The following is an 18063-nucleotide window of genomic DNA, read 5'->3' as shown; positions in this document are numbered from 1 at the left end:
GTACCCGGAAGTGCGTACCGCACCTCGAGGAGGGCGCCCGATGGCCACCCGCACCGCCGCCGAACGCCGCGCCGACGCGCGCCGCGCCTATGACGCGTATCTCGCCGAGTGCCCGTCCCGGCAGCTTCTCGACCGGATCTCCGACAAGTGGGTCACCCTCCTCCTCAACGCCCTCGCGGACGGCCCGCGCCGCTACGCCGAGCTGGGGCGCACGGTGGCCGGGGTGAGCCAGAAGATGCTCACGCAGACCTTGCGGGGCCTGGAGCGGGACGGTCTGGTCACCCGGACGGTGACCCCTTCCGTACCCGTACGGGTCGACTACGCCCTCACCCCGCTCGGCGTGAGCCTGCTGCCGGTGGTGCGGGCCATCAAGGAGTGGGCGGACGGGCACATCGAGGAGGTCGCCGCCGCGCGGGCGGAGTACGACCGGAGCGCCGCCGCATTTTGACCCGCCGGGGGCGGCGCGGGTACTGTTGCGGTTTGTTATGCGTATCGGCTTCGTCGTTCTCACGCGAAGGGGCCCTGCGCAGGTTCCCTGGAGCAGTTACCAGTGGCTCGCATACGGGCAGCTCGTCCCGGCAGTGTGGGCCCCAGCTGCATGATCGCTTCAGGTGTGTCTGGACTCCAATCCACTGAAGAAGCGAAGGCTACGAAGTGCGTACGTACAGCCCCAAGCCCGGCGATGTCTCTCGCCAGTGGCACATCATCGACGCGCGGGACATCGTCCTGGGCCGTCTGGCGACGACGGCTGCGAACCTCCTGCGAGGCAAGCACAAGCCCGTCTACGCGCCGCACATGGACATGGGCGACTTCGTCATCATCATCAACGCTGACAAGGTCCACCTGTCCGGCAACAAGAAGACCCAGAAGATGGCCTACCGCCACTCTGGCTACCCGGGTGGTCTGCGCTCCGTCCGTTACGACGAGCTGCTGGACAAGAACCCCGAGAAGGCCGTCGAGAAGGCCATCAAGGGCATGATCCCCAAGAACTCCCTGGGCCGTCAGATGCTCTCGAAGCTGAAGGTCTACGCGGGCGAGAACCACCCGCACGCTGCGCAGCAGCCGGTCCCGTTCGAGATCACCCAGGTCGCGCAGTAGTTCCGGCCACACCCCCTAAGAACGAAAGAAATCTGAGGAGCATCGTGGCCGAGACCACCCCCGAGACCCCCGTCGACGAGTTCGAGGGCGTCGAGGAGTACACCACCGAGACCGAGACCGTCGAGGGCGACTACACCTCCGAGTCGCTCGCGTCCCGCTTCGGCGACCCGCAGCCGGCCGCCGGCCTGGGCCGTCGCAAGAACGCCATCGCCCGCGTCCGGATCGTTCCGGGCACCGGCAAGTGGAAGATCAACGGTCGCACCCTCGAGGACTACTTCCCGAACAAGGTGCACCAGCAGGAAGTCAACGAGCCCTTCAAGGTGCTCGAGCTCGACAACCGCTACGACGTCATCGCCCGCATCGCGGGTGGCGGCGTGTCCGGCCAGGCCGGCGCCCTGCGCCTCGGCGTGGCCCGCGCCCTCAACGAGGCGGACGTGGAGAACAACCGCGGCCCGCTGAAGAAGGCCGGCTTCCTCTCCCGCGACGACCGTGCGGTCGAGCGCAAGAAGGCCGGTCTCAAGAAGGCCCGCAAGGCCCCGCAGTACAGCAAGCGCTAATCGCCTGCTCGGTCTGCTTGGTCCGTACGCCCCGGCGGCACTGCCCGTGCTGCCGGGGCGTACGGCTTTTTCACACCTTGCTTTCATAATCTTGAGCACCAAACTGAGCACACCCTGGACGTGAAAACGGGCATCAAGCGTGCAGGGCATCGCATTTTCGGAGCATCTCGGAGGACAGCTGTGGGACGACTCTTCGGCACGGACGGAGTGCGCGGCGTGGCCAACGCCGACCTGACGGCGGAGCTGGCGCTCGGCCTGTCGGTCGCGGCCGCGCACGTGCTCGCCGAGGCGGGCACCTTCGAGGGCCACCGGCCGACCGCCGTCGTGGGGCGCGACCCGCGCGCCTCGGGAGAGTTCCTGGAGGCCGCCGTCGTGGCGGGCCTGGCCAGCGCGGGCGTCGACGTGCTGCGCGTCGGGGTGCTGCCCACCCCGGCCGTGGCGTATCTCACCGGCGCGCTCGGCGCCGACCTCGGTGTGATGCTGTCCGCCTCGCACAACGCGATGCCCGACAACGGCATCAAGTTCTTCGCCCGCGGCGGGCACAAGCTGGCCGACGAGCTCGAGGACAAGATCGAGGCCGTGTACGAGGAGCACCGCACCGGCGCTCCCTGGGACCGGCCCACCGGCGCGGGCGTCGGCCGGGTCCGCGACTACGACGAGGGCTTCGACAAGTACGTCGCCCATCTGATCGGCGTCCTCCCGAACCGCCTCGACGGGCTGAAGATCGTCCTCGACGAGGCGCACGGCGCCGCCGCCCGCGTCTCGCCCGAGGCCTTCTCCCGGGCCGGCGCCGAGGTCGTCACGATCGGCGCCTCGCCGGACGGCCTCAACATCAACGACGGCTGCGGCTCCACCCACCTCGGCCTGCTCAAGGCCGCCGTGGTCGAGCACAAGGCCGACTTCGGCATCGCGCACGACGGCGACGCCGACCGCTGCCTCGCGGTGGACCACACGGGTGAGGAGATCGACGGCGACCAGATCCTCGCCGTGCTCGCCCTGGCGATGCGCGAGGCCGGCACGCTGCGCGGCGAGACCGTCGTCGCCACCGTCATGTCGAACCTCGGCTTCAAGCTGGCCATGGAGCGCGAGGGCCTGCGGCTCGTCCAGACCGCGGTCGGCGACCGCTACGTCCTGGAGTCGATGAAGGAGCACGGCTTCGCCCTCGGCGGCGAGCAGTCCGGGCACGTCATCGTGCTCGACCACGCCACCACCGGCGACGGCACCCTGACCGGTCTGATGCTCGCGGCCCGGGTCGCCGCCACCGGCCGGTCGCTCGCCGAGCTCGCCTCGGTGATGGAGCGCCTGCCGCAGGTCCTGATCAACGTCCCGGACGTCGACAAGAGCCGGGTCACGACCTCCGCCGAGCTGGCCAACGCGGTCGTCGACGCCGAGCGCGAGCTCGGCTCCACCGGCCGGGTGCTGCTGCGTCCTTCCGGCACCGAGCCGCTGGTACGGGTCATGGTCGAGGCCGCCGACATCGAGCAGGCCCGCTCGGTGGCCGGCCGGCTCGCCGACGTGGTGAAGTCGGCGCTCGGCTAGCACGGATGAGGGCCCGTCCGCTGACGGCCCGTCCGGGTGACGTCCCGTCGGCCCCCGCCCTCGTGCGGGGGCCGACGCGTTTCGTCAGGCCTTTTCCTTGCGGATCCAGTGGCCGCGCTGCGTACGCCACAGCAGCACCTGGCCGAGCAGGGTCACGGTGCCCGCGAACACGATCCCGAGCAGGTTGAGCAGCAGCTGCTCGACCGAGCCCCACATCTGCGCGAACTCGCCGTAGGACAGCGCCACGGCCGCGTTGGCGCCGGCCGGGACCGTCGTCACCGAGATCGCCACGCCGATGAGCGCGCCGGACTTGGTCGAGGTCAGCGAGAGCGTGCCGGCGGCGCCCGCGAGCATGGCGACGACGAAGGAGAACGGGTCGGGCTTCCAGATGAAGCTGGTGTTGGCGCGCGGCGCGTCCAGCTGTTCGGCGCTGAACAGGCCGAGCCCGTCCATCGCCAGGCTGAAGACGGTCGTGGCGACGATCGCCGCGGCGAAGCCGACGAGCAGCGCGAACAGCGAGCGCAGCACCAGCCTCGGGGCCCGCCGCACCAGACCCGTACAGATGCCGGCGAGCGGGCCGAACTCCGGGCCCACGGCCATCGCGCCCACGATGAGGATCGCGTTGTCCAGGACCACACCGCAGGCGGCGATCATGGTCGCGAGGATCATGAAGGCGCTGTAGGTGATGGAGAGCGTCGACTCCTCGTGGGTGGCGTCGGTCAGCTGTTCCCAGATCACCGCGTCCGCGGCCTCGCCGGGCGCCTCCTGCTCGGCGGCGGCGGCCCGGGTCGACAGCGAGAGGTAGATGTTCTCGACGGCGATCGACCCGTCCCGGTCGATCCCGAGCTCCCTCATCCCGTGGATGAGTTCCTGCCCGGCCTCGCGGGCCACGTCGCACAGCACCAGGTCCCCGGCCGGCTCGCGGGCGGCACCGGGCAGGACCACGAGGTGGGTGGTGCCGACGGTGCGCTCGACGAGCGCGACGGCCGCCTCCGTACGGTCGGGCGGAACGATGAGGCGCAGGTGCAGCATCCTCAGAGCTTACGGAGGCTCAGCCGCTGCACCTTGTGATCCGGGCCCTTACGGATGACGAGCGTCGCCCGTCCGCGCGTGGGGGCCACGTTCTCCAGGAGGTTGACCTTGTTGACGGTGCGCCACATCGTGCGGGCGTAGTCGAGCGCCTCCTCCTCGGACACCGTCGTCCAGCGCTGGAAGTACGAGGAGGGGTCCTGGAAGGCGGTCTCGCGCAGCTTGCGGAAGCGGTTGAGGTACCAGCGCTCGACGTCCTCGGGCCGCGCGTCGACGTACACGGAGAAGTCGAAGTAGTCGGCGAGACCGACCCGGGTGCGGCCGTCCTTGCCGGGCAGGGCGGGCTGGAGGACGTTCAGGCCCTCGACGATCAGGATGTCGGGCCGGCGCACGACGAGGCGCTCGTCCGGCACCCGGTCGTAGATCAGGTGCGAGTAGACGGGTGCGGTGACCTCGTCCTTGCCGGCCTTCACGTCGGCCACGAAGCGGGTCAGCGCCCTGCGGTCGTAGGACTCGGGGAAGCCCTTGCGGGACATCAGGCCGCGGGCCTTCAGCTCCTCCATCGGGTAGAGGAAGCCGTCGGTGGTGACCCGCTCCACCCGCGGGTGCTCGGGCCAGCGGGCGAGCAGCGCCTCCAGGAGGCGGGCGACGGTCGACTTGCCGACGGCGACCGAGCCGGCCACTCCTATGACGAACGGGGTGCCGCGCTGTTCGGCCTTCTCGCCGAGGAAGGTGTTGAGCGCGCCGCGCAGGCCGCTGGTGGCCTGCACGTACAGATTGAGCAGCCGGGACAGCGGCAGGTAGATGTCACGCACCTCGTCGAGGTCGATGACGTCACCGAGTCCGCGCAGCCGCTCGACCTCCTCGGCGGTGAGAGGCAGCGGCGTCTTGTCGCGCAGGGCGCTCCACTCGGCCCGCGTGAGGTCGACGTACGGTGTGGGCTCGCCGGCCCGGCGCTGGGCGCCGTTTCCGGCGCCGGACGCGTGGGGGCTTCGTGGCGGCGAAGTGATCACCCCGCCATTGTCGTGGCTCGCGGGCGATCGTGGGTGCCCTCGAGGTCGTGGGCTGGGTCACGCCGTGCGCTGTCGCGGCGGGCCGGCAGCAGTCCGCGCAGCCGGCGCTCGGCCGGCTTCTCCACCCATTCGTGCAGGGCGGCGGCGACGACCAGGGCGGCGACGGCGGCTCCCGCCATCTCGACGAGGTCGGTGCGCAGGCCCTTGCTGGGCCCGTGGCCGAGGTGCTCGACGACCTTCAGGACCACGGCGTGGCAGAGGTAGTACGCGAAGGACCACTCGCCGAGCCGCACCAGGACCCGGGAGCGCAGCAGCGAGCGCCGGCCGCTGACGTCGCCCAGGGCGGCGGCCACGATGAGCAGCGCGAAGACCGGCATGAGGACGGCGTCGAAGAAGCCGATCTCGCCGCGGAAGGGGTGCAGGAGACCGGGGTCCCGCATCCACAGCCAGAGGAGCAGAATCGTTCCGCCGGTCAGGGCGGCCGCCGTGCCGGTGCCGATCCGAGGCCGCCAGCCGCGCCGTACCAAGAGGCCCGTGCACACGCCGAGGAGGAACATCGGCGTCAGGGCGAGCGGCGAGGACACCATGAGCCGCTCCACCTCGACCGACCGGTCCAGCTCCGTGACGACCACACGGCTGAGCGCGGTGGCCGCCACGCACAGCGCCGCGAGGACGGCGAGCAGTGTGTTCGTGCGGCGCAGCAGCAGCCGGAGAATCAGCGGAAAAGCGAGATAGAAGAAAGCCTCGACGGAAAGCGTCCAGGTGACGATGTTCATCGTCATGAAGTGCTCGGTGGTCCAGGCCTGGGTGAAGGTGAGCGTCCACACGATGTCCGCCGCGGAAACGGGAGCGTGCCACCACCATTTCATCAGCGCCACGGTCGCCGCCGTCGTGACGGCGAGCATCGGCCAGATGCGGGCGAAGCGCCGCCAGTAATAACGCCCGGGAGTGTCCGAAGGACGCGCCACCCAGGTCATGACGAATCCGGACAGAACGAAGAAGAACGGAACGCCTTCATAGCCGATGTCGGCGAGATCGAAGGCGCCCTGGGACTCCTTGAAGTAGGAGCGGGCGTGGAACAGGAAGACGCCGAACGCGGCGAACCAGCGCAATCCGGTCAGTGAATCCACGCGGCTGCCGCCCAGCGGCAGGGCCCACGGTGTGTCGCGTGACCAGCGGACGGGGGTCGTGGTGAGCCCCGTCCGCCGCCGTATGTTCTCGGGCGCGACGGAATTCTCGGTGATTGCGGAAATGGTGTCCCACTCCTCGACGGACCGTTGATCGACTGAAAGGGAATCAGCGGCTCCGGAATTGGAATTGTCAGCCCTGACACCGGCGGGGACCGTATCACTCCTGTGTGGGGGGTATGTGGAGTCTGTGTGACCTGGCCGGCCGTCCGCCGCCCGTCGAATCGGGCAAACGCGGTCAATCCAGAAGGCCGTTCCTTGCGATCCGATACCGACGGGCCGGTTCGTAATCGCGCTGTCTGCCTGCACACATAAGGTTCGCGAAGACAGCACACAGCCAGGACCGGAGAAGTCGAACCATGAATGCACGTGCCTTTCGTCACGTCGGAGTCCGCCGCGTCGGCGCCGCCGCCGCGGTCACCTCTCTCGCGCTTCTCCTCACCGCCTGCGGCGGCGAGGAGAAGAAGACGGAGGACACCGGAAAGGCCGACGCCTCCGCGTCCGCCGCGGCCAAGCCCGACGTCAAGGCACTGCCCGCGGCCGAGCTGGAGAAGCTCGTCGTCGAGCAGGCCGACCTCAAGGGCTACCAGGTGAAGAAGACCGAGGCCGCCGACGTCCTGAACGCGGGCGACGTCAGCGCCGACAAGGCCGCGTGCGAGCCGCTGGCCGAGGCCTTCGCCTCGGCCGCGCCCGGCACCCCGGGCGCCAGCGCCCACCGCAGGGCGATCCAGGTCCCGGACAAGAAGACCGGCTCCCTCGACGACGCCCTCGGCGCCCTCGCCGCGCCCATCACCTCCGTGACCCTCGGCTCGTACGCGGGCGAGGGCGCCCAGCAGGCCTTCGCCTCCCTGAAGGCGGCGGGGACCGCCTGCGCGGGCGGCTTCACCGCCCACGGCGGCGGCACCACGCACAAGGTCTCCAAGGTGACCCCGGAGACCCTGACCGCCGGTGACGAGGCCCTCGCCTGGACCATCAAGAGCGAGAACGAGGGCGAGTCCTTCGTCACCAAGCTCGTCGTCCTGCGCAAGGGCAACAACCTGGCCGGCTTCTCCACCCTGAGCCTGGCCGGCGAGGTCAAGGAGCAGCCCACCGCCGTCATCGACGCGCAGGCGGCCAAGCTGCGCTGAGTCCGGCCGCTCGGGGCGCTCGCGCCGTAGGCTGCCGACATGTGCGGAATCGTGGGTTACGTCGGCGGACAGTCGGCGCTCGATGTGGTGATCGCGGGCCTCAAGCGGCTGGAATACCGCGGCTACGACTCGGCCGGAGTCGCCGTGCTCTCCGACGGAGGGCTCGCCGCGGCCAAGAAGGCCGGGAAGCTCGTCAACCTGGAGAAGGAGCTGGTGGACCGCCCGCTGTCGAGCGGGTCCACCGGCATCGGACACACCCGGTGGGCCACCCACGGCGGCCCCACCGACGTCAACGCGCACCCGCACCTCGACAACGCGGGCCGCGTCGCCGTCGTCCACAACGGCATCATCGAGAACTTCGCCGCCCTGCGCGCCGAGCTCGCCGAGCGCGGCCACGACCTGCGGTCCGAGACGGACACCGAGGTCGTGGCCCATCTGCTCGCCGAGGAGTTCTCCTCCGTCGGTGACCTCGCCGAGGCCATGCGGCTGGTGTGCAAGCGGCTCGACGGCGCGTTCACGCTCGTCGCCGTGCACGCCGACCAGCCGGACGTCGTCGTCGGCGCCCGCCGCAACTCCCCGCTCGTCGTCGGCGTCGGCGAGGGCGAGAACTTCCTCGCCTCCGACGTCTCCGCCTTCATCGCCCACACCCGCTCGGCCATCGAACTCGGCCAGGACCAGGTCGTGGAGCTCACCCGCGAGGGCGTCACCGTCACCGACTTCGACGGCGGCCCCGCCGACGTGCGGGCCTACCACATCGACTGGGACGCCTCCGCCGCCGAGAAGGGCGGCTACGACTACTTCATGCTCAAGGAGATCGCCGAGCAGCCCAAGGCCGTCGCCGACACCCTCCTCGGCCGGATCGGCGCCGACGGACACCTGCGCCTCGACGAGGTGCGCATCCCGACCGCCGTGCTCCGCGAGGCCGACAAGATCGTCATCATCGCGTGCGGCACCGCCTTCCACGCCGGGCTCATCGCCAAGTACGCCATCGAGCACTGGACCCGCATCCCGTGCGAGGTCGAGCTGGCGAGCGAGTTCCGCTACCGGGACCCGATCCTCGGCCAGCGCACCCTCGTCATCGCCATCTCCCAGTCCGGCGAGACCATGGACACCCTGATGGCACTGCGGCACGCCCGCGAACAGGGCGCCAAGGTCCTCGCCGTCTGCAACACCAACGGCTCGACCATCCCGCGCGAGTCCGACGCCGTGCTCTACACGCACGCCGGACCCGAGGTCGCCGTCGCCTCCACCAAGGCCTTCCTCACCCAGCTGGTCGCCTGCTACCTGCTCGCGCTGTACCTGGGCCAGGTGCGCGGCACCAAGTGGGGCGACGAGATCCACGCCGTCATCCGCGAGCTGGCGCGCATCGCCGACGAGGTCGAGCGGGTCCTGGAGACCATGGAGCCGGTGCGCGCACTCGCCCGGTCGCTCGCCGGCAAGAACACCGTCCTCTTCCTCGGCCGGCACGTCGGCTATCCCGTGGCCCTCGAAGGCGCGCTGAAGCTCAAGGAACTCGCGTACATGCACGCCGAGGGCTTCGCCGCCGGGGAGCTCAAGCACGGCCCGATCGCCCTCATCGAGGAGGACCTGCCCGTCGTCGTGGTGGTGCCCTCGCCGCCCGGCCGGTCCGTCCTCCACGACAAGATCGTCTCCAACATCCAGGAGATCAGGGCGCGCGGCGCCCGGACGATCGTGATCGCCGAGGAGGGCGACGAGGCCGTCGTCCCCTACGCCGACCACCTCATCCGCATCCCCGCCACGCCGACCCTGCTCCAGCCGCTGGTCTCCACCGTCCCGCTCCAGGTCTTCGCCTGCGAACTGGCCACGGCCCGGGGCAACGAGGTCGACCAGCCGCGCAACCTGGCCAAGTCCGTGACGGTGGAGTGAGTGAGGAACAGATGATCATCGGGGTGGGGATCGACGTGGCGGAGATCGACCGCTTCGCCGCGTCACTGGAACGGACGCCGGGCCTGCTCCAGCGCCTCTTCGTGGAGCGGGAACTGCTGCTGCCGAGCGGCGAGCGCCGCGGCCCGGCCTCCCTCGCGGTCCGTTTCGCCGCCAAGGAGGCCCTGGCCAAGGCGCTCGGCGCCCCGGCGGGCCTGCACTGGACGGACGCCGAGGTGTACGTCGAGGACACCGGGCAGCCGCGGCTGCGGGTCCGGGGCACGGTCGCTGCCCGCGCCGCCGAACTCGGCGTGCGGAACTGGCACGTGTCGCTCAGCCATGACGCGGGGGTGGCGTCGGCGGTGGTGATCGCGGAGGGTTGAGGTCCCGCCGGGCCGAGAGGGCCCTGCCGGGCCTGAGGAGGCCTGCCGGGCCTGAGAGGTCCCGCCGGGCCGAGCGGTCCGCCGGGTCTGAGAGGTCGCGCCGGGCCGAGCGGTCCGGCCGGGCCTGAGGAGGCCTGCCGGGCCGGAAAGGGTGAGGACATGCGTACCGCTTATCGCGTGGAGACCGTACGGGCCGCCGAGGCCGAACTCATGGCGCGGCTGCCCGACGGCGCGCTCATGCAGCGGGCCGCGGCCGGGCTCGCCGCCGCCTGCCGCGCGCTGCTGCCGCGGGTGTACGGGTCGCGGGTCGTGCTCCTCGTCGGCAGCGGCGACAACGGCGGCGACGCGCTGTACGCCGGCGCCCGGCTGCTCCGGCGCGGCGCCGGAGTGACCGCCGTCCTGCTCGGGAGCCGGGCCCACGAGGGCGGGCTCGCGGCGCTGCGGGCGGCCGGCGGGCGGGTCGCGGACGACCCGTACGAGGCGCTGGCCGTCGCCGACCTCGTGCTCGACGGGATCACCGGCATCGGCGGGCGCGGCGGCCTGCGGCCCGAGGCCGTTCCCGTCGCACGGGCCGCGCGCGGCTCCGACGCGGTCGTGGTCGCCGTCGACCTGCCGAGCGGTGTCGACGCCGACACCGGCGAGGTCGCCGGCGAGGCGCTGCGGGCCGACGCGACCGTCACCTTCGGCGCGTACAAGCCGGGGCTGCTTGTCGATCCCGCACGGGAGTACGCCGGGGCGCTGCGGCTCGTCGACATCGGGCTCGACGCCGTCCTGCCGTCCGTGCCCGACCTGGAGGCGCTCCAGCACGAGGACGTGGCCCGGCTGCTGCCGGTGCCCACGCCCGAGAGCGACAAGTACCGGCGCGGGGTCGTCGGCATCGTCGCCGGCTCCGCCCGCTATCCCGGCGCCGCCGTCCTCGCCGTCGAGGGCGCGCTGCGGGGCGGCGCGGGGGCGGTGCGGTACGTCGGGCCGGGGCCGGTCGGCGACGCGGTGATCGCCGCGCATCCCGAGACGCTGGTGCACGCCGGGCCGCCGGCGAAGGCGGGCCGCGTGCAGGCGTGGGTCGTCGGGCCGGGCCTCGGCGACGGGCCCGGCGTGGCGGACGTCCTCGGCTCCGACGTGCCGGTGCTCGTCGACGCCGACGGCCTGCGCGACCTCGCGCCGGAGGCGGTCAAGGCCCGCACGGCGCCCACCGTGCTGACGCCGCACGCCGGGGAGGCGGCGGCGCTGCTCGGCGCGTCCCGCGAGGAGGTCGAGGCCGGCCGGCTCGCGGCCGTACGCGAACTGGCCGGGCGTTACGGCGCGACCGTGCTGCTCAAGGGCTCCACGACGCTGGTGTGCGGGGCGGGCGGCGCGGGGCCGGTGCGGGCCAATCCGACGGGCACGTCGTGGCTCGCGACGGCCGGCAGCGGCGACGTGCTGTCCGGGCTCGCCGGCTCGCTGCTGGCGGCCGGTCTCGCGCCGCTGGACGCGGCCTCCGTCGCGGCCTACCTCCACGGCCTCGCGGCCCGCCGCGCGACGACGGCGCCGGCCCCGATCACCGCCAGGGACGTGGCCCGCACCCTGCCCGCCGCCTGGCACGACGTCACGACCTCCTGACCACCGCCCGGCGCGCCCGGGACACGACGGGACGGCGGGGGCGGCCGGGGCCGGGGCGGGTACCTGAGAGACTGGGCGGGATGAGCCAGACACCGTTGCCACGACGAGCCCGCGCCGAGATCGATCTCGAAGCGCTGCGTGCGAACGTCCGTACGCTGCGTGCCCGGGTCGCGCCCCATGTCCAGTTCATGGCCGTGGTCAAGGCCGACGCGTACGGGCACGGCGCCGTGCCGTGCGCCCGCGCCGCGCTGGAGGCGGGTGCCGGGTGGCTGGGAACGGCGACGCCGCAGGAGGCGCTCGCGCTGCGGGCGGCCGGGCTGACCGAGGCGCGGATCCTGTGCTGGCTGTGGACGCCGGGCGACCCGTGGGCCGAGGGCATCCGGGCCGGGCTCGACATGACCGTCAGCGGCATGTGGGCGCTCCGCGAGATCACCGAGGCCGCCCGCGAGACGGGCCGCCGCGCCCGCGTCCAGCTCAAGGCCGACACCGGCCTCGGCCGCAACGGCTGCCAGCCCGCCGACTGGCCCGAGCTCGTCACCGAGGCCCTGAAGGCCGAGGCGCAGGGCCTGGTCAAGATCACCGGCCTGTGGTCCCACTTCGCCTGTGCGGACGAGCCCGGACACCCGTCGATCCCGGCGCAGCTCGACGTCTTCCGCTCCATGCTCGACTTCGCCGAGAAGGCCGGCGTCGAGCCCGAGGTCCGGCACATCGCGAACTCGCCCGCCACGCTCACCCTCCCCGAGACCCACTTCGACCTGGTGCGGCCCGGCATCGCGATGTACGGCGTGTCGCCCGATCCGGTGGCGGTCGGGCCCTCCGCCGCGTTCGGACTGCGGCCGGTGATGTCGCTCAAGGCGAGCCTGGCGCTGGTGAAGCAGGTGCCGGGCGGGCACGGCGTCTCCTACGGCCACCACTACGTCACGCCCGGCGAGACCACCCTCGGCCTCGTCCCGCTCGGCTACGCGGACGGCGTCCCGCGCCACGCGTCCGGCCGCGGACCGGTGCTGGTCGGCGACCGGGTCCGTACCGTCGCCGGGCGCGTCGCCATGGACCAGTTCGTCGTCGACCTCGGCGGCGACACGCCCGAGCCGGGCAGCGAGGCGGTGCTGTTCGGGCCGGGCGACCGTGGCGAGCCGACCGCGCAGGACTGGGCCGAGGCCGCCGACACCATCGCGTACGAGATCGTCACCCGGATCGGCGCACGCGTTCCCCGCGTCTACGTGGACGGGGCCGCGGACGGCGGCACGAGCGAGTAGGAAGGCGACCGGGGTGGCGGACGACACCTGGCGGCGGGCCGGCTGGGCCGGTGCCGCGATAGGCGTGCTCGCCGCCGGCGCGGCCGCGGGCGTCGCCGTCGAGCGGCTGACCGTCGGCCGTTCCGTACGGCAGAAGGCGCGGCTCGCGCTGGACTCCGAGGGCCCGTACGGCGCCCTGCGCGGCACGCCCGGCAAGGCCGTCGCGGACGACTCCACCGAGCTGTACTACGAGGTCGACGAGGTCGATCCCACGGCCGGCGTCCCGCGCAGACGGCGCCTGTTCGGGCGCCGCGCGCCCGCGCCCGTCACCGTCGTCTTCAGTCACGGCTACTGCCTCAGCCAGGACTCCTGGCACTTCCAGCGGGCCGCCCTGCGCGGGCTCGTGCGCACCGTCTTCTGGGACCAGCGCAGCCACGGCCGTTCGGGCCACGGCGTCGCGCAGGAAGGACCGGACGCGGTGCCGGTCTCGATCGACCAGCTGGGGCACGACCTGAAGGCCGTCATCGACGCCGCCGCGCCCGAGGGGCCGCTGGTGCTCGTCGGCCACTCGATGGGCGGCATGACGATGATGGCGCTCGCCGAGCTCTATCCGGAGTTCGTACGGGAGCGGGTGGCCGGGGTCGGCTTCGTGGGCACGTCCTCGGGCAGGCTCGGCGAGGTCACCTACGGGCTGCCGACGGCCGGCGTCAACGCGGTGCGGCGGGTGCTGCCCGGAGTGCTGCGAGCGCTGGGCGCGCGGGCGGAGCTGGTGGAGCGGGGCCGGCGGGCCACCGCCGACCTGTTCGCCGGGCTGATCAAGAAGTACTCGTTCTCGTCGAAGGACGTCGATCCGGCCGTCGTCCGGTTCGCCGAGCGGATGATCGAGTCCACGCCGATCGACGTCGTCGCGGAGTTCTATCCGGCGTTCGACGAGCACGACAAGGCGGCGGCCCTCGCCGCCTTCCGCGAGCTGCCCGTGCTGGCCCTCGCCGGCGACCACGATCTCGTCACGCCCAGCTCGCACACCGAGGCCATCGCCGACCTGCTGCCGGACGCGGAGCTGGTCATCGTGCCGGACGCCGGGCACCTGGTGATGCTGGAGCACCCGGAGGCGGTGACGGACCGGATCGCCGACCTGCTGGCCCGGGTGAGCACGGCCGCGGCCCGGCGGTAGGACCTCGGCCCGGGAGCAGGGCCTCGGTCCGGGGCTCGCGGCTAGGGCCTCGGGCGGGTGGGTCGGTAGGTTGGCGGGCATGGAGACACCGCACAACCAGGCCACACTCGCCGTCGACTCGCCCGAGCGGATGCAGGAGATCGGCCGCCGCCTCGCGAAGCTGCTGCGCCCCGGCGACCTCGTGATGCTCACCGGCGAGCTCGGGGCCGGCAAGACCACCCTGACCCGCGGGCTCGGCGAGGGCCTGGGCGTGCGGGGCGCGGTCACGTCGCCGACCTTCGTCATCGCCCGCGTCCATCCGTCCCTGGTCGGCGGCCCCGCGCTGGTGCACGTCGACGCCTACCGGCTCGGCGGCGGTCTGGACGAGATGGAGGACCTGGACCTCGATGTGTCGCTGCCCGAGTCGGTCGTGGTCGTGGAGTGGGGCGACGGCAAGGTCGAGGAGCTGACGGACGACCGGCTGCACGTGCTGATCCACCGGGTGGTGGGCGACACGGACGACGACCGCCGCACGGTCGTGCTCAACGGGATCGGCGCGCGCTGGGCGGCCGAGGACCTCGCCCTGGGCTGATCGGTACGGCCGAACGTACGTAGGTTCCGACAACGTGTCGGGAAAATGTTGCGCCGGTGCTCCGAGGCGTGGTCACATGGAAGCACGAGCTGGTTAGGTGTACCTAACCTACGGGAGGCATTCATGGCGACGCCGGAGCACGCCGGTCGGGCGGACCGCACCGCGGACAGCGTCTCGATGAGAGAGCTGCTGGCCTCCTGCGCCGCGGCGAGCGCCGTGTCCACGCCGCCGCGCGAGCGGGAGACGCCGGACGGCGAGGAGCCGGGCCCCGAGCCCGTCGCCCACGACGAGGCCGCCTGACCCGTAGGCGTGCGCGCCGGGAGTCGCCCGGCCCGTCGTCGTACGCGAGACGGCGCGACGAGCCGTCCGGTCCGTAGTCGCGCGCGCCGAGGGCCGTCCGACCCGTCGTCGTCCGCGACGCGGCCCCCGCCTCGTACGGCTTACGCCACCACGACGACCTTCGCGCCGATCGACGCGAACGTCCACATCGCGTCGCCGTCCGCGCGCTTCATCCGGATGCCGCCCGTCTTGCGTGACGGGTCCGGGCTCGGCGTCGAGCCGTCGACCGCCGCGCTGAAGCCGATCGACACGTCCTGGACCGTCGCGAAGCGGACGACGTGCTCGATCTGCACGCCGTCCGAGCCGCGCACCGCGCCCGAGCGGGAGGTCACCGCGTAGGAGCCCGGCGGCGGCGAGACGGTGCTCGGCATGACCGTGAAGGTGTGCGTGACCTGGTTCTTCGCGTCGACCAGCCACACCCGGCGGTCGGCCAGCGCGTAGACCACGCGCTCGCCCGTGCCCGAGCCCGCCGGCAGCGCCAGCGGGTCCTTGCGCGGCTGCTTCGGCGCGTCCGTCGCCGGAGTCGTGGGCGCCGTGGTGGGCGTGCGCGGCTGCGCCGCGAGCTCGGCCGGCGACGGCGCGTGGGCCGCGGCCTGATAGGCGAGGAAGCCGACCGCGACGACGGCCGCCGCGGTGAGCCCGGCCACGAATCCCGAGCTGCTCCTTGCCACCGTGCGCCCACCTTCTGTCGTACCTACGTATCGGTGCCTGACCGTAGCAGCCGTCACCCTCAAGGGGCGGGGCGCCGCACCTCCGTGCCCGGCGCCGTAGGCTGTTCGCGTGCTCTTGCTCGCCATGGATACCGCCACACCCGCCGTCACCGTCGCCCTCCACGACGGCGACTCCGTCGTCGCCCGGTCGAGCCAGGTCGACGCCCGCCGGCACGGGGAGCTGCTGCTGCCCGCCGTCGACGGAGTGCTGAAGGAGGCCGGGCTGAAGCTCGACGCGCTCACCGGCATCGTGGTCGGCGTCGGCCCCGGCCCGTACACCGGACTGCGCGTCGGCCTCGTCACCGCCGCCGCCTTCTCCTCCGCGCTCGGTGTGCCGGTGCACGGCCTGTGCACGCTGGACGGCCTCGCGTACGCCTCCGGGATCGACGAGCCGTTCGCCGTCGCCACGGACGCGCGCCGCAAGGAGGTCTACTGGGCGCGCTACGAGGACTCCCGCACCCGCGTCGGCGACGCCTCCGTGGACCGGCCCGCCGACATCGCCGAGCGGCTGGCGGGCCTGCCCGTCGTCGGCGCCGGCGCCCGGCTCTACCCGGAGGCCTTCCCCGACGCCCGCGACCCGGAGCACCAGTCGGCCGCCGCGCTCGCCGCCCTCGCGGCCGAGAAGCTGGCCGCGGGCGGCGACGGCGCGGCGGGCTTCCTCGACCCGCTGCCGATGTACCTGCGCCGCCCCGACGCGCAGGTGCCGAAGAACTACAAGGTGGTCACGCCGAAGTGACCGCCGTGACCGGGGCCGTGCTCCGCGAGATGCGCTGGTGGGACGTCGAGCCCGTGCTCGCGCTCGAAGCCGAGCTGTTTCCCGAGGACGCCTGGTCCGAGGGCATGTTCTGGTCCGAGCTGGCGCACGCCCGCGGTCCGCGCGCGACCCGCCACTACAGCGTGGCGGAGGACCCGGCCGACGGGCGTCTCGTCGGCTACGCGGGGCTCGCCGCGGCCGGCGGGCTCGGCGACGTGCAGACCATCGCCGTCGCCCGCGACCAGTGGGGCACCGGCCTCGGCGCGCGATTGCTCACCGACCTCCTGCAGGCCGCCACCGCCTTCGAGTGCGAGGAGGTCCTCCTCGAGGTGCGCGTGGACAACACCCGGGCCCAGAAGCTGTACGAGCGCTTCGGCTTCGAGCCCATCGGATTCCGCCGCGGCTACTACCAGCCCGGCAACGTGGACGCGCTCGTGATGCGACACACCGTTCAAGGAACAGAGACTGATTCAGATGGCTGCTGACGAACCGCTCGTACTCGGCATCGAGACCTCCTGCGACGAGACCGGCGTCGGCATCGTCCACGGGACCACGCTGCTCGCCGACGCCGTCGCCTCCAGCGTCGACACCCACGCCCGCTTCGGCGGCGTCGTGCCCGAGATCGCCTCCCGCGCCCACCTGGAGGCCATGGTCCCGACGATCGAACGCGCCTTGAAGCAGGCCGGGATCTCCGCACGCGACCTGGACGGCATCGCCGTCACCGCCGGGCCCGGGCTGGCCGGCGCGCTGCTCGTCGGCGTCTCGGCGGCCAAGGCGTACGCGTACGCGCTCGGCAAGCCGCTCTACGGCGTCAACCACCTGGCCTCGCACATCTGCGTCGACCAGCTGGAGCACGGCCGGCTGCCCGAGCCGACGATGGCGCTGCTGGTCTCCGGCGGGCACTCCTCGCTGCTGCTCTCCTCCGACATCACCTCCGACGTCCGGCCGATGGGCGCGACGATCGACGACGCGGCCGGCGAGGCCTTCGACAAGATCGCGCGGGTGCTCGACCTCGGCTTCCCGGGCGGCCCGGTCATCGACCGGCTCGCCAAGGAGGGCGACCCGGCGGCGATCGCGTTCCCGCGCGGTCTGACGGGCGCCAAGGACCCGGCGTACGACTTCTCCTTCTCCGGTCTGAAGACCGCCGTGGCCCGCTGGATCGAGGCCAAGCGGGCCGCGGGCGAGGACGTGCCCGTACGCGACGTCGCCGCGTCCTTCCAGGAGGCGGTCGTCGACGTGCTCACCCGCAAGGCCGTCCGGGCCTGCAAGGACGAGGGCGTCGACCACCTGATGATCGGCGGCGGCGTGGCCGCCAACTCGCGGCTGCGGGCGCTCGCCGAGGAGCGCTGCGAGCGGGCCGGGATCCGGCTGCGGGTGCCGCGGCCGGGCCTGTGCACCGACAACGGCGCGATGGTGGCGGCGCTGGGCGCGGAGATGGTGGCCCGTGGCCGGGCCGCCTCCGACCTGGAGCTGTCGGCGGACTCCTCGCTGCCGGTGACGGAGTCGCACGTGCCGGGCGTGGCGCACGACCACGTCCACGACCACGACCACGTGCACGAGGTCAGCAAGGAGAACCTGTACTCGTGACCACGGTCACCCTGATGTGGGAGGCGCGGGCGGCCGAGGGCCGCGGCGCCGAACTCCTCGCCTGGGCGCGGGAGCAGGCCCTGGACGGCGTACCGCTGCGCCGGGAGACCTTCCGCGCCCCGCAGGACCGGGTCCTCGTGCTGACGTGGTGGGAGACGGCGGACGGCCTGGACGCGGAGCTGCCGGAACTGCCGGAGCCGGCGGCGGGCCTGACCACGCGTCCGGTGCACCGCTGGCGTTTCGAATCGGTCGCCGCGGTCGGATAGTCGTACCGGAA

The 18063-nt window shown here is 72.6% G+C and carries 20 protein-coding genes; 16 read left to right on the top strand and 4 right to left on the bottom strand.

The annotated features are described in order from the left end of the window. Positions 1-40 precede the first annotated feature (40 nt). The 4 genes from ACIGO8_RS04630 (at position 41) to glmM (ending at position 3194) form a co-directional block, all read left to right on the top strand. Positions 41-448 carry a winged helix-turn-helix transcriptional regulator gene (locus tag ACIGO8_RS04630; protein ID WP_399723687.1) on the top strand — a complete coding sequence of 136 codons (408 nt, stop codon included), beginning with the start codon at positions 41-43 and terminating at the stop codon, positions 446-448. A gap of 206 nt (positions 449-654) precedes the next feature. Then, positions 655-1098: a 50S ribosomal protein L13 gene (gene rplM / locus ACIGO8_RS04625; RefSeq protein WP_399723684.1), complete on the top strand. Its 444-nt coding sequence runs from the start codon at positions 655-657 to the stop codon at positions 1096-1098. Positions 1099-1142: 44 nt separating this feature from the next. Next, on the top strand, positions 1143-1655 hold the full coding sequence (gene rpsI / locus ACIGO8_RS04620) for a 30S ribosomal protein S9 (RefSeq protein ID WP_389656437.1): 513 nt from the start codon (positions 1143-1145) through the stop codon (positions 1653-1655). A gap of 180 nt (positions 1656-1835) precedes the next feature. Continuing rightward, positions 1836-3194 (top strand): phosphoglucosamine mutase, encoded by a 1359-nt coding sequence (gene glmM / locus ACIGO8_RS04615; RefSeq protein WP_399723680.1) that lies wholly within the window; start codon positions 1836-1838, stop codon positions 3192-3194. A gap of 84 nt (positions 3195-3278) precedes the next feature. On the opposite strand, the gene ACIGO8_RS04610 is transcribed toward glmM, so the two are convergent. Genes ACIGO8_RS04610 through ACIGO8_RS04600 form a run of 3 tightly spaced genes read right to left on the bottom strand, consistent with a single transcriptional unit; the run spans position 3279 to position 6366 of the window. Then, positions 3279-4226 (bottom strand): DUF389 domain-containing protein, encoded by a 948-nt coding sequence (locus ACIGO8_RS04610; RefSeq protein ID WP_399723677.1) that lies wholly within the window; start codon positions 4224-4226, stop codon positions 3279-3281. A gap of 2 nt (positions 4227-4228) precedes the next feature. Further along, complete coding sequence (gene coaA, locus ACIGO8_RS04605) at positions 4229-5236, bottom strand: type I pantothenate kinase (protein ID WP_399723674.1); 1008 nt, start codon at positions 5234-5236, stop codon at positions 4229-4231. Further along, positions 5233-6366 carry an acyltransferase family protein gene (locus ACIGO8_RS04600; protein WP_399723672.1) on the bottom strand — a complete coding sequence of 378 codons (1134 nt, stop codon included), beginning with the start codon at positions 6364-6366 and terminating at the stop codon, positions 5233-5235. The genes coaA and ACIGO8_RS04600 overlap by 4 nt, the downstream gene beginning before the upstream one ends. A gap of 416 nt (positions 6367-6782) precedes the next feature. Between ACIGO8_RS04600 and ACIGO8_RS04595 the strand changes: the two genes are divergently transcribed. The 8 genes from ACIGO8_RS04595 to ACIGO8_RS04560 all read left to right on the top strand — a co-directional run bounded on the left by ACIGO8_RS04595 (position 6783) and on the right by ACIGO8_RS04560 (position 14696). Beyond that, a complete protein-coding gene (locus ACIGO8_RS04595; protein WP_399723669.1) occupies positions 6783-7550 on the top strand; it encodes a hypothetical protein in 768 nt (255 codons plus the stop codon). Positions 7551-7589: 39 nt separating this feature from the next. Next, positions 7590-9437 carry a glutamine--fructose-6-phosphate transaminase (isomerizing) gene (gene glmS / locus ACIGO8_RS04590; protein ID WP_399723666.1) on the top strand — a complete coding sequence of 616 codons (1848 nt, stop codon included), beginning with the start codon at positions 7590-7592 and terminating at the stop codon, positions 9435-9437. A gap of 11 nt (positions 9438-9448) precedes the next feature. Next, positions 9449-9817, top strand: coding sequence for a holo-ACP synthase (locus tag ACIGO8_RS04585; RefSeq protein ID WP_399723663.1), 369 nt, complete (start codon positions 9449-9451; stop codon positions 9815-9817). 159 nt (positions 9818-9976) lie between these two features. Next, positions 9977-11416 (top strand): NAD(P)H-hydrate dehydratase, encoded by a 1440-nt coding sequence (locus tag ACIGO8_RS04580; protein ID WP_399723660.1) that lies wholly within the window; start codon positions 9977-9979, stop codon positions 11414-11416. Positions 11417-11496: 80 nt separating this feature from the next. Beyond that, a complete protein-coding gene (gene alr / locus ACIGO8_RS04575; protein ID WP_399723657.1) occupies positions 11497-12672 on the top strand; it encodes an alanine racemase in 1176 nt (391 codons plus the stop codon). 13 nt (positions 12673-12685) lie between these two features. Continuing rightward, a complete protein-coding gene (locus ACIGO8_RS04570) occupies positions 12686-13825 on the top strand; it encodes an alpha/beta fold hydrolase (RefSeq protein WP_399723655.1) in 1140 nt (379 codons plus the stop codon). A 79-nt stretch (positions 13826-13904) separates the two neighbouring features. Continuing rightward, positions 13905-14396 (top strand): tRNA (adenosine(37)-N6)-threonylcarbamoyltransferase complex ATPase subunit type 1 TsaE, encoded by a 492-nt coding sequence (gene tsaE, locus ACIGO8_RS04565; protein ID WP_399723652.1) that lies wholly within the window; start codon positions 13905-13907, stop codon positions 14394-14396. Between the two features lie 123 nt (positions 14397-14519). Beyond that, positions 14520-14696 (top strand): hypothetical protein, encoded by a 177-nt coding sequence (locus tag ACIGO8_RS04560; protein WP_399723650.1) that lies wholly within the window; start codon positions 14520-14522, stop codon positions 14694-14696. Between the two features lie 140 nt (positions 14697-14836). Here ACIGO8_RS04560 and ACIGO8_RS04555 read toward each other — a convergent pair whose 3' ends face one another. Continuing rightward, on the bottom strand, positions 14837-15406 hold the full coding sequence (locus tag ACIGO8_RS04555) for a L,D-transpeptidase (RefSeq protein ID WP_399723647.1): 570 nt from the start codon (positions 15404-15406) through the stop codon (positions 14837-14839). Positions 15407-15515: 109 nt separating this feature from the next. Here ACIGO8_RS04555 and tsaB point away from each other — a divergent pair, with 109 nt between their 5' ends. Genes tsaB through ACIGO8_RS04535 form a run of 4 tightly spaced genes read left to right on the top strand, consistent with a single transcriptional unit; the run spans position 15516 to position 18052 of the window. After that, the gene (tsaB, locus tag ACIGO8_RS04550; RefSeq protein WP_399723644.1) at positions 15516-16181 is read left to right on the top strand and encodes a tRNA (adenosine(37)-N6)-threonylcarbamoyltransferase complex dimerization subunit type 1 TsaB; all 666 of its coding nucleotides are present in this window, start codon (positions 15516-15518) and stop codon (positions 16179-16181) included. A 5-nt stretch (positions 16182-16186) separates the two neighbouring features. Then, entirely contained in the window at positions 16187-16684 is a 498-nt protein-coding gene (rimI, locus tag ACIGO8_RS04545; protein ID WP_399724334.1) for a ribosomal protein S18-alanine N-acetyltransferase, read from the top strand. Further along, entirely contained in the window at positions 16674-17786 is a 1113-nt protein-coding gene (gene tsaD, locus ACIGO8_RS04540) for a tRNA (adenosine(37)-N6)-threonylcarbamoyltransferase complex transferase subunit TsaD (protein ID WP_399723642.1), read from the top strand. Before rimI ends, tsaD begins: the two co-directional genes overlap by 11 nt. Before the next feature lie 14 nt (positions 17787-17800). Continuing rightward, a complete protein-coding gene (locus ACIGO8_RS04535) occupies positions 17801-18052 on the top strand; it encodes a hypothetical protein (RefSeq protein WP_399724331.1) in 252 nt (83 codons plus the stop codon). Positions 18053-18063: the final 11 nt, after the last annotated feature.

Origin of the sequence: Streptomyces sp. NPDC053493, from assembly GCF_044544825.1 — a bacterium.
GTDB lineage: Bacteria > Actinomycetota > Actinomycetes > Streptomycetales > Streptomycetaceae > Streptomyces.
Note: the sequence above shows the minus strand (reverse complement) of the source record. Positions and strands in the feature narration are given on the sequence as shown.

Coding starts and splice junctions, on each gene's coding strand:
- ACIGO8_RS04630 (WP_399723687.1), top strand. CDS start 41: ATGGCCACCCGCACCGCCGCCGAACGCCGCGCCGACGCGCGCCGCGCC.
- ACIGO8_RS04610 (WP_399723677.1), bottom strand. CDS start 4,226: ATGCTGCACCTGCGCCTCATCGTTCCGCCCGACCGTACGGAGGCGGCC.
- ACIGO8_RS04595 (WP_399723669.1), top strand. CDS start 6,783: ATGAATGCACGTGCCTTTCGTCACGTCGGAGTCCGCCGCGTCGGCGCC.
- glmS (WP_399723666.1), top strand. CDS start 7,590: ATGTGCGGAATCGTGGGTTACGTCGGCGGACAGTCGGCGCTCGATGTG.
- ACIGO8_RS04585 (WP_399723663.1), top strand. CDS start 9,449: ATGATCATCGGGGTGGGGATCGACGTGGCGGAGATCGACCGCTTCGCC.
- ACIGO8_RS04580 (WP_399723660.1), top strand. CDS start 9,977: ATGCGTACCGCTTATCGCGTGGAGACCGTACGGGCCGCCGAGGCCGAA.
- alr (WP_399723657.1), top strand. CDS start 11,497: ATGAGCCAGACACCGTTGCCACGACGAGCCCGCGCCGAGATCGATCTC.
- tsaE (WP_399723652.1), top strand. CDS start 13,905: ATGGAGACACCGCACAACCAGGCCACACTCGCCGTCGACTCGCCCGAG.
- ACIGO8_RS04560 (WP_399723650.1), top strand. CDS start 14,520: ATGGCGACGCCGGAGCACGCCGGTCGGGCGGACCGCACCGCGGACAGC.
- tsaD (WP_399723642.1), top strand. CDS start 16,674: ATGGCTGCTGACGAACCGCTCGTACTCGGCATCGAGACCTCCTGCGAC.
- ACIGO8_RS04535 (WP_399724331.1), top strand. CDS start 17,801: ATGTGGGAGGCGCGGGCGGCCGAGGGCCGCGGCGCCGAACTCCTCGCC.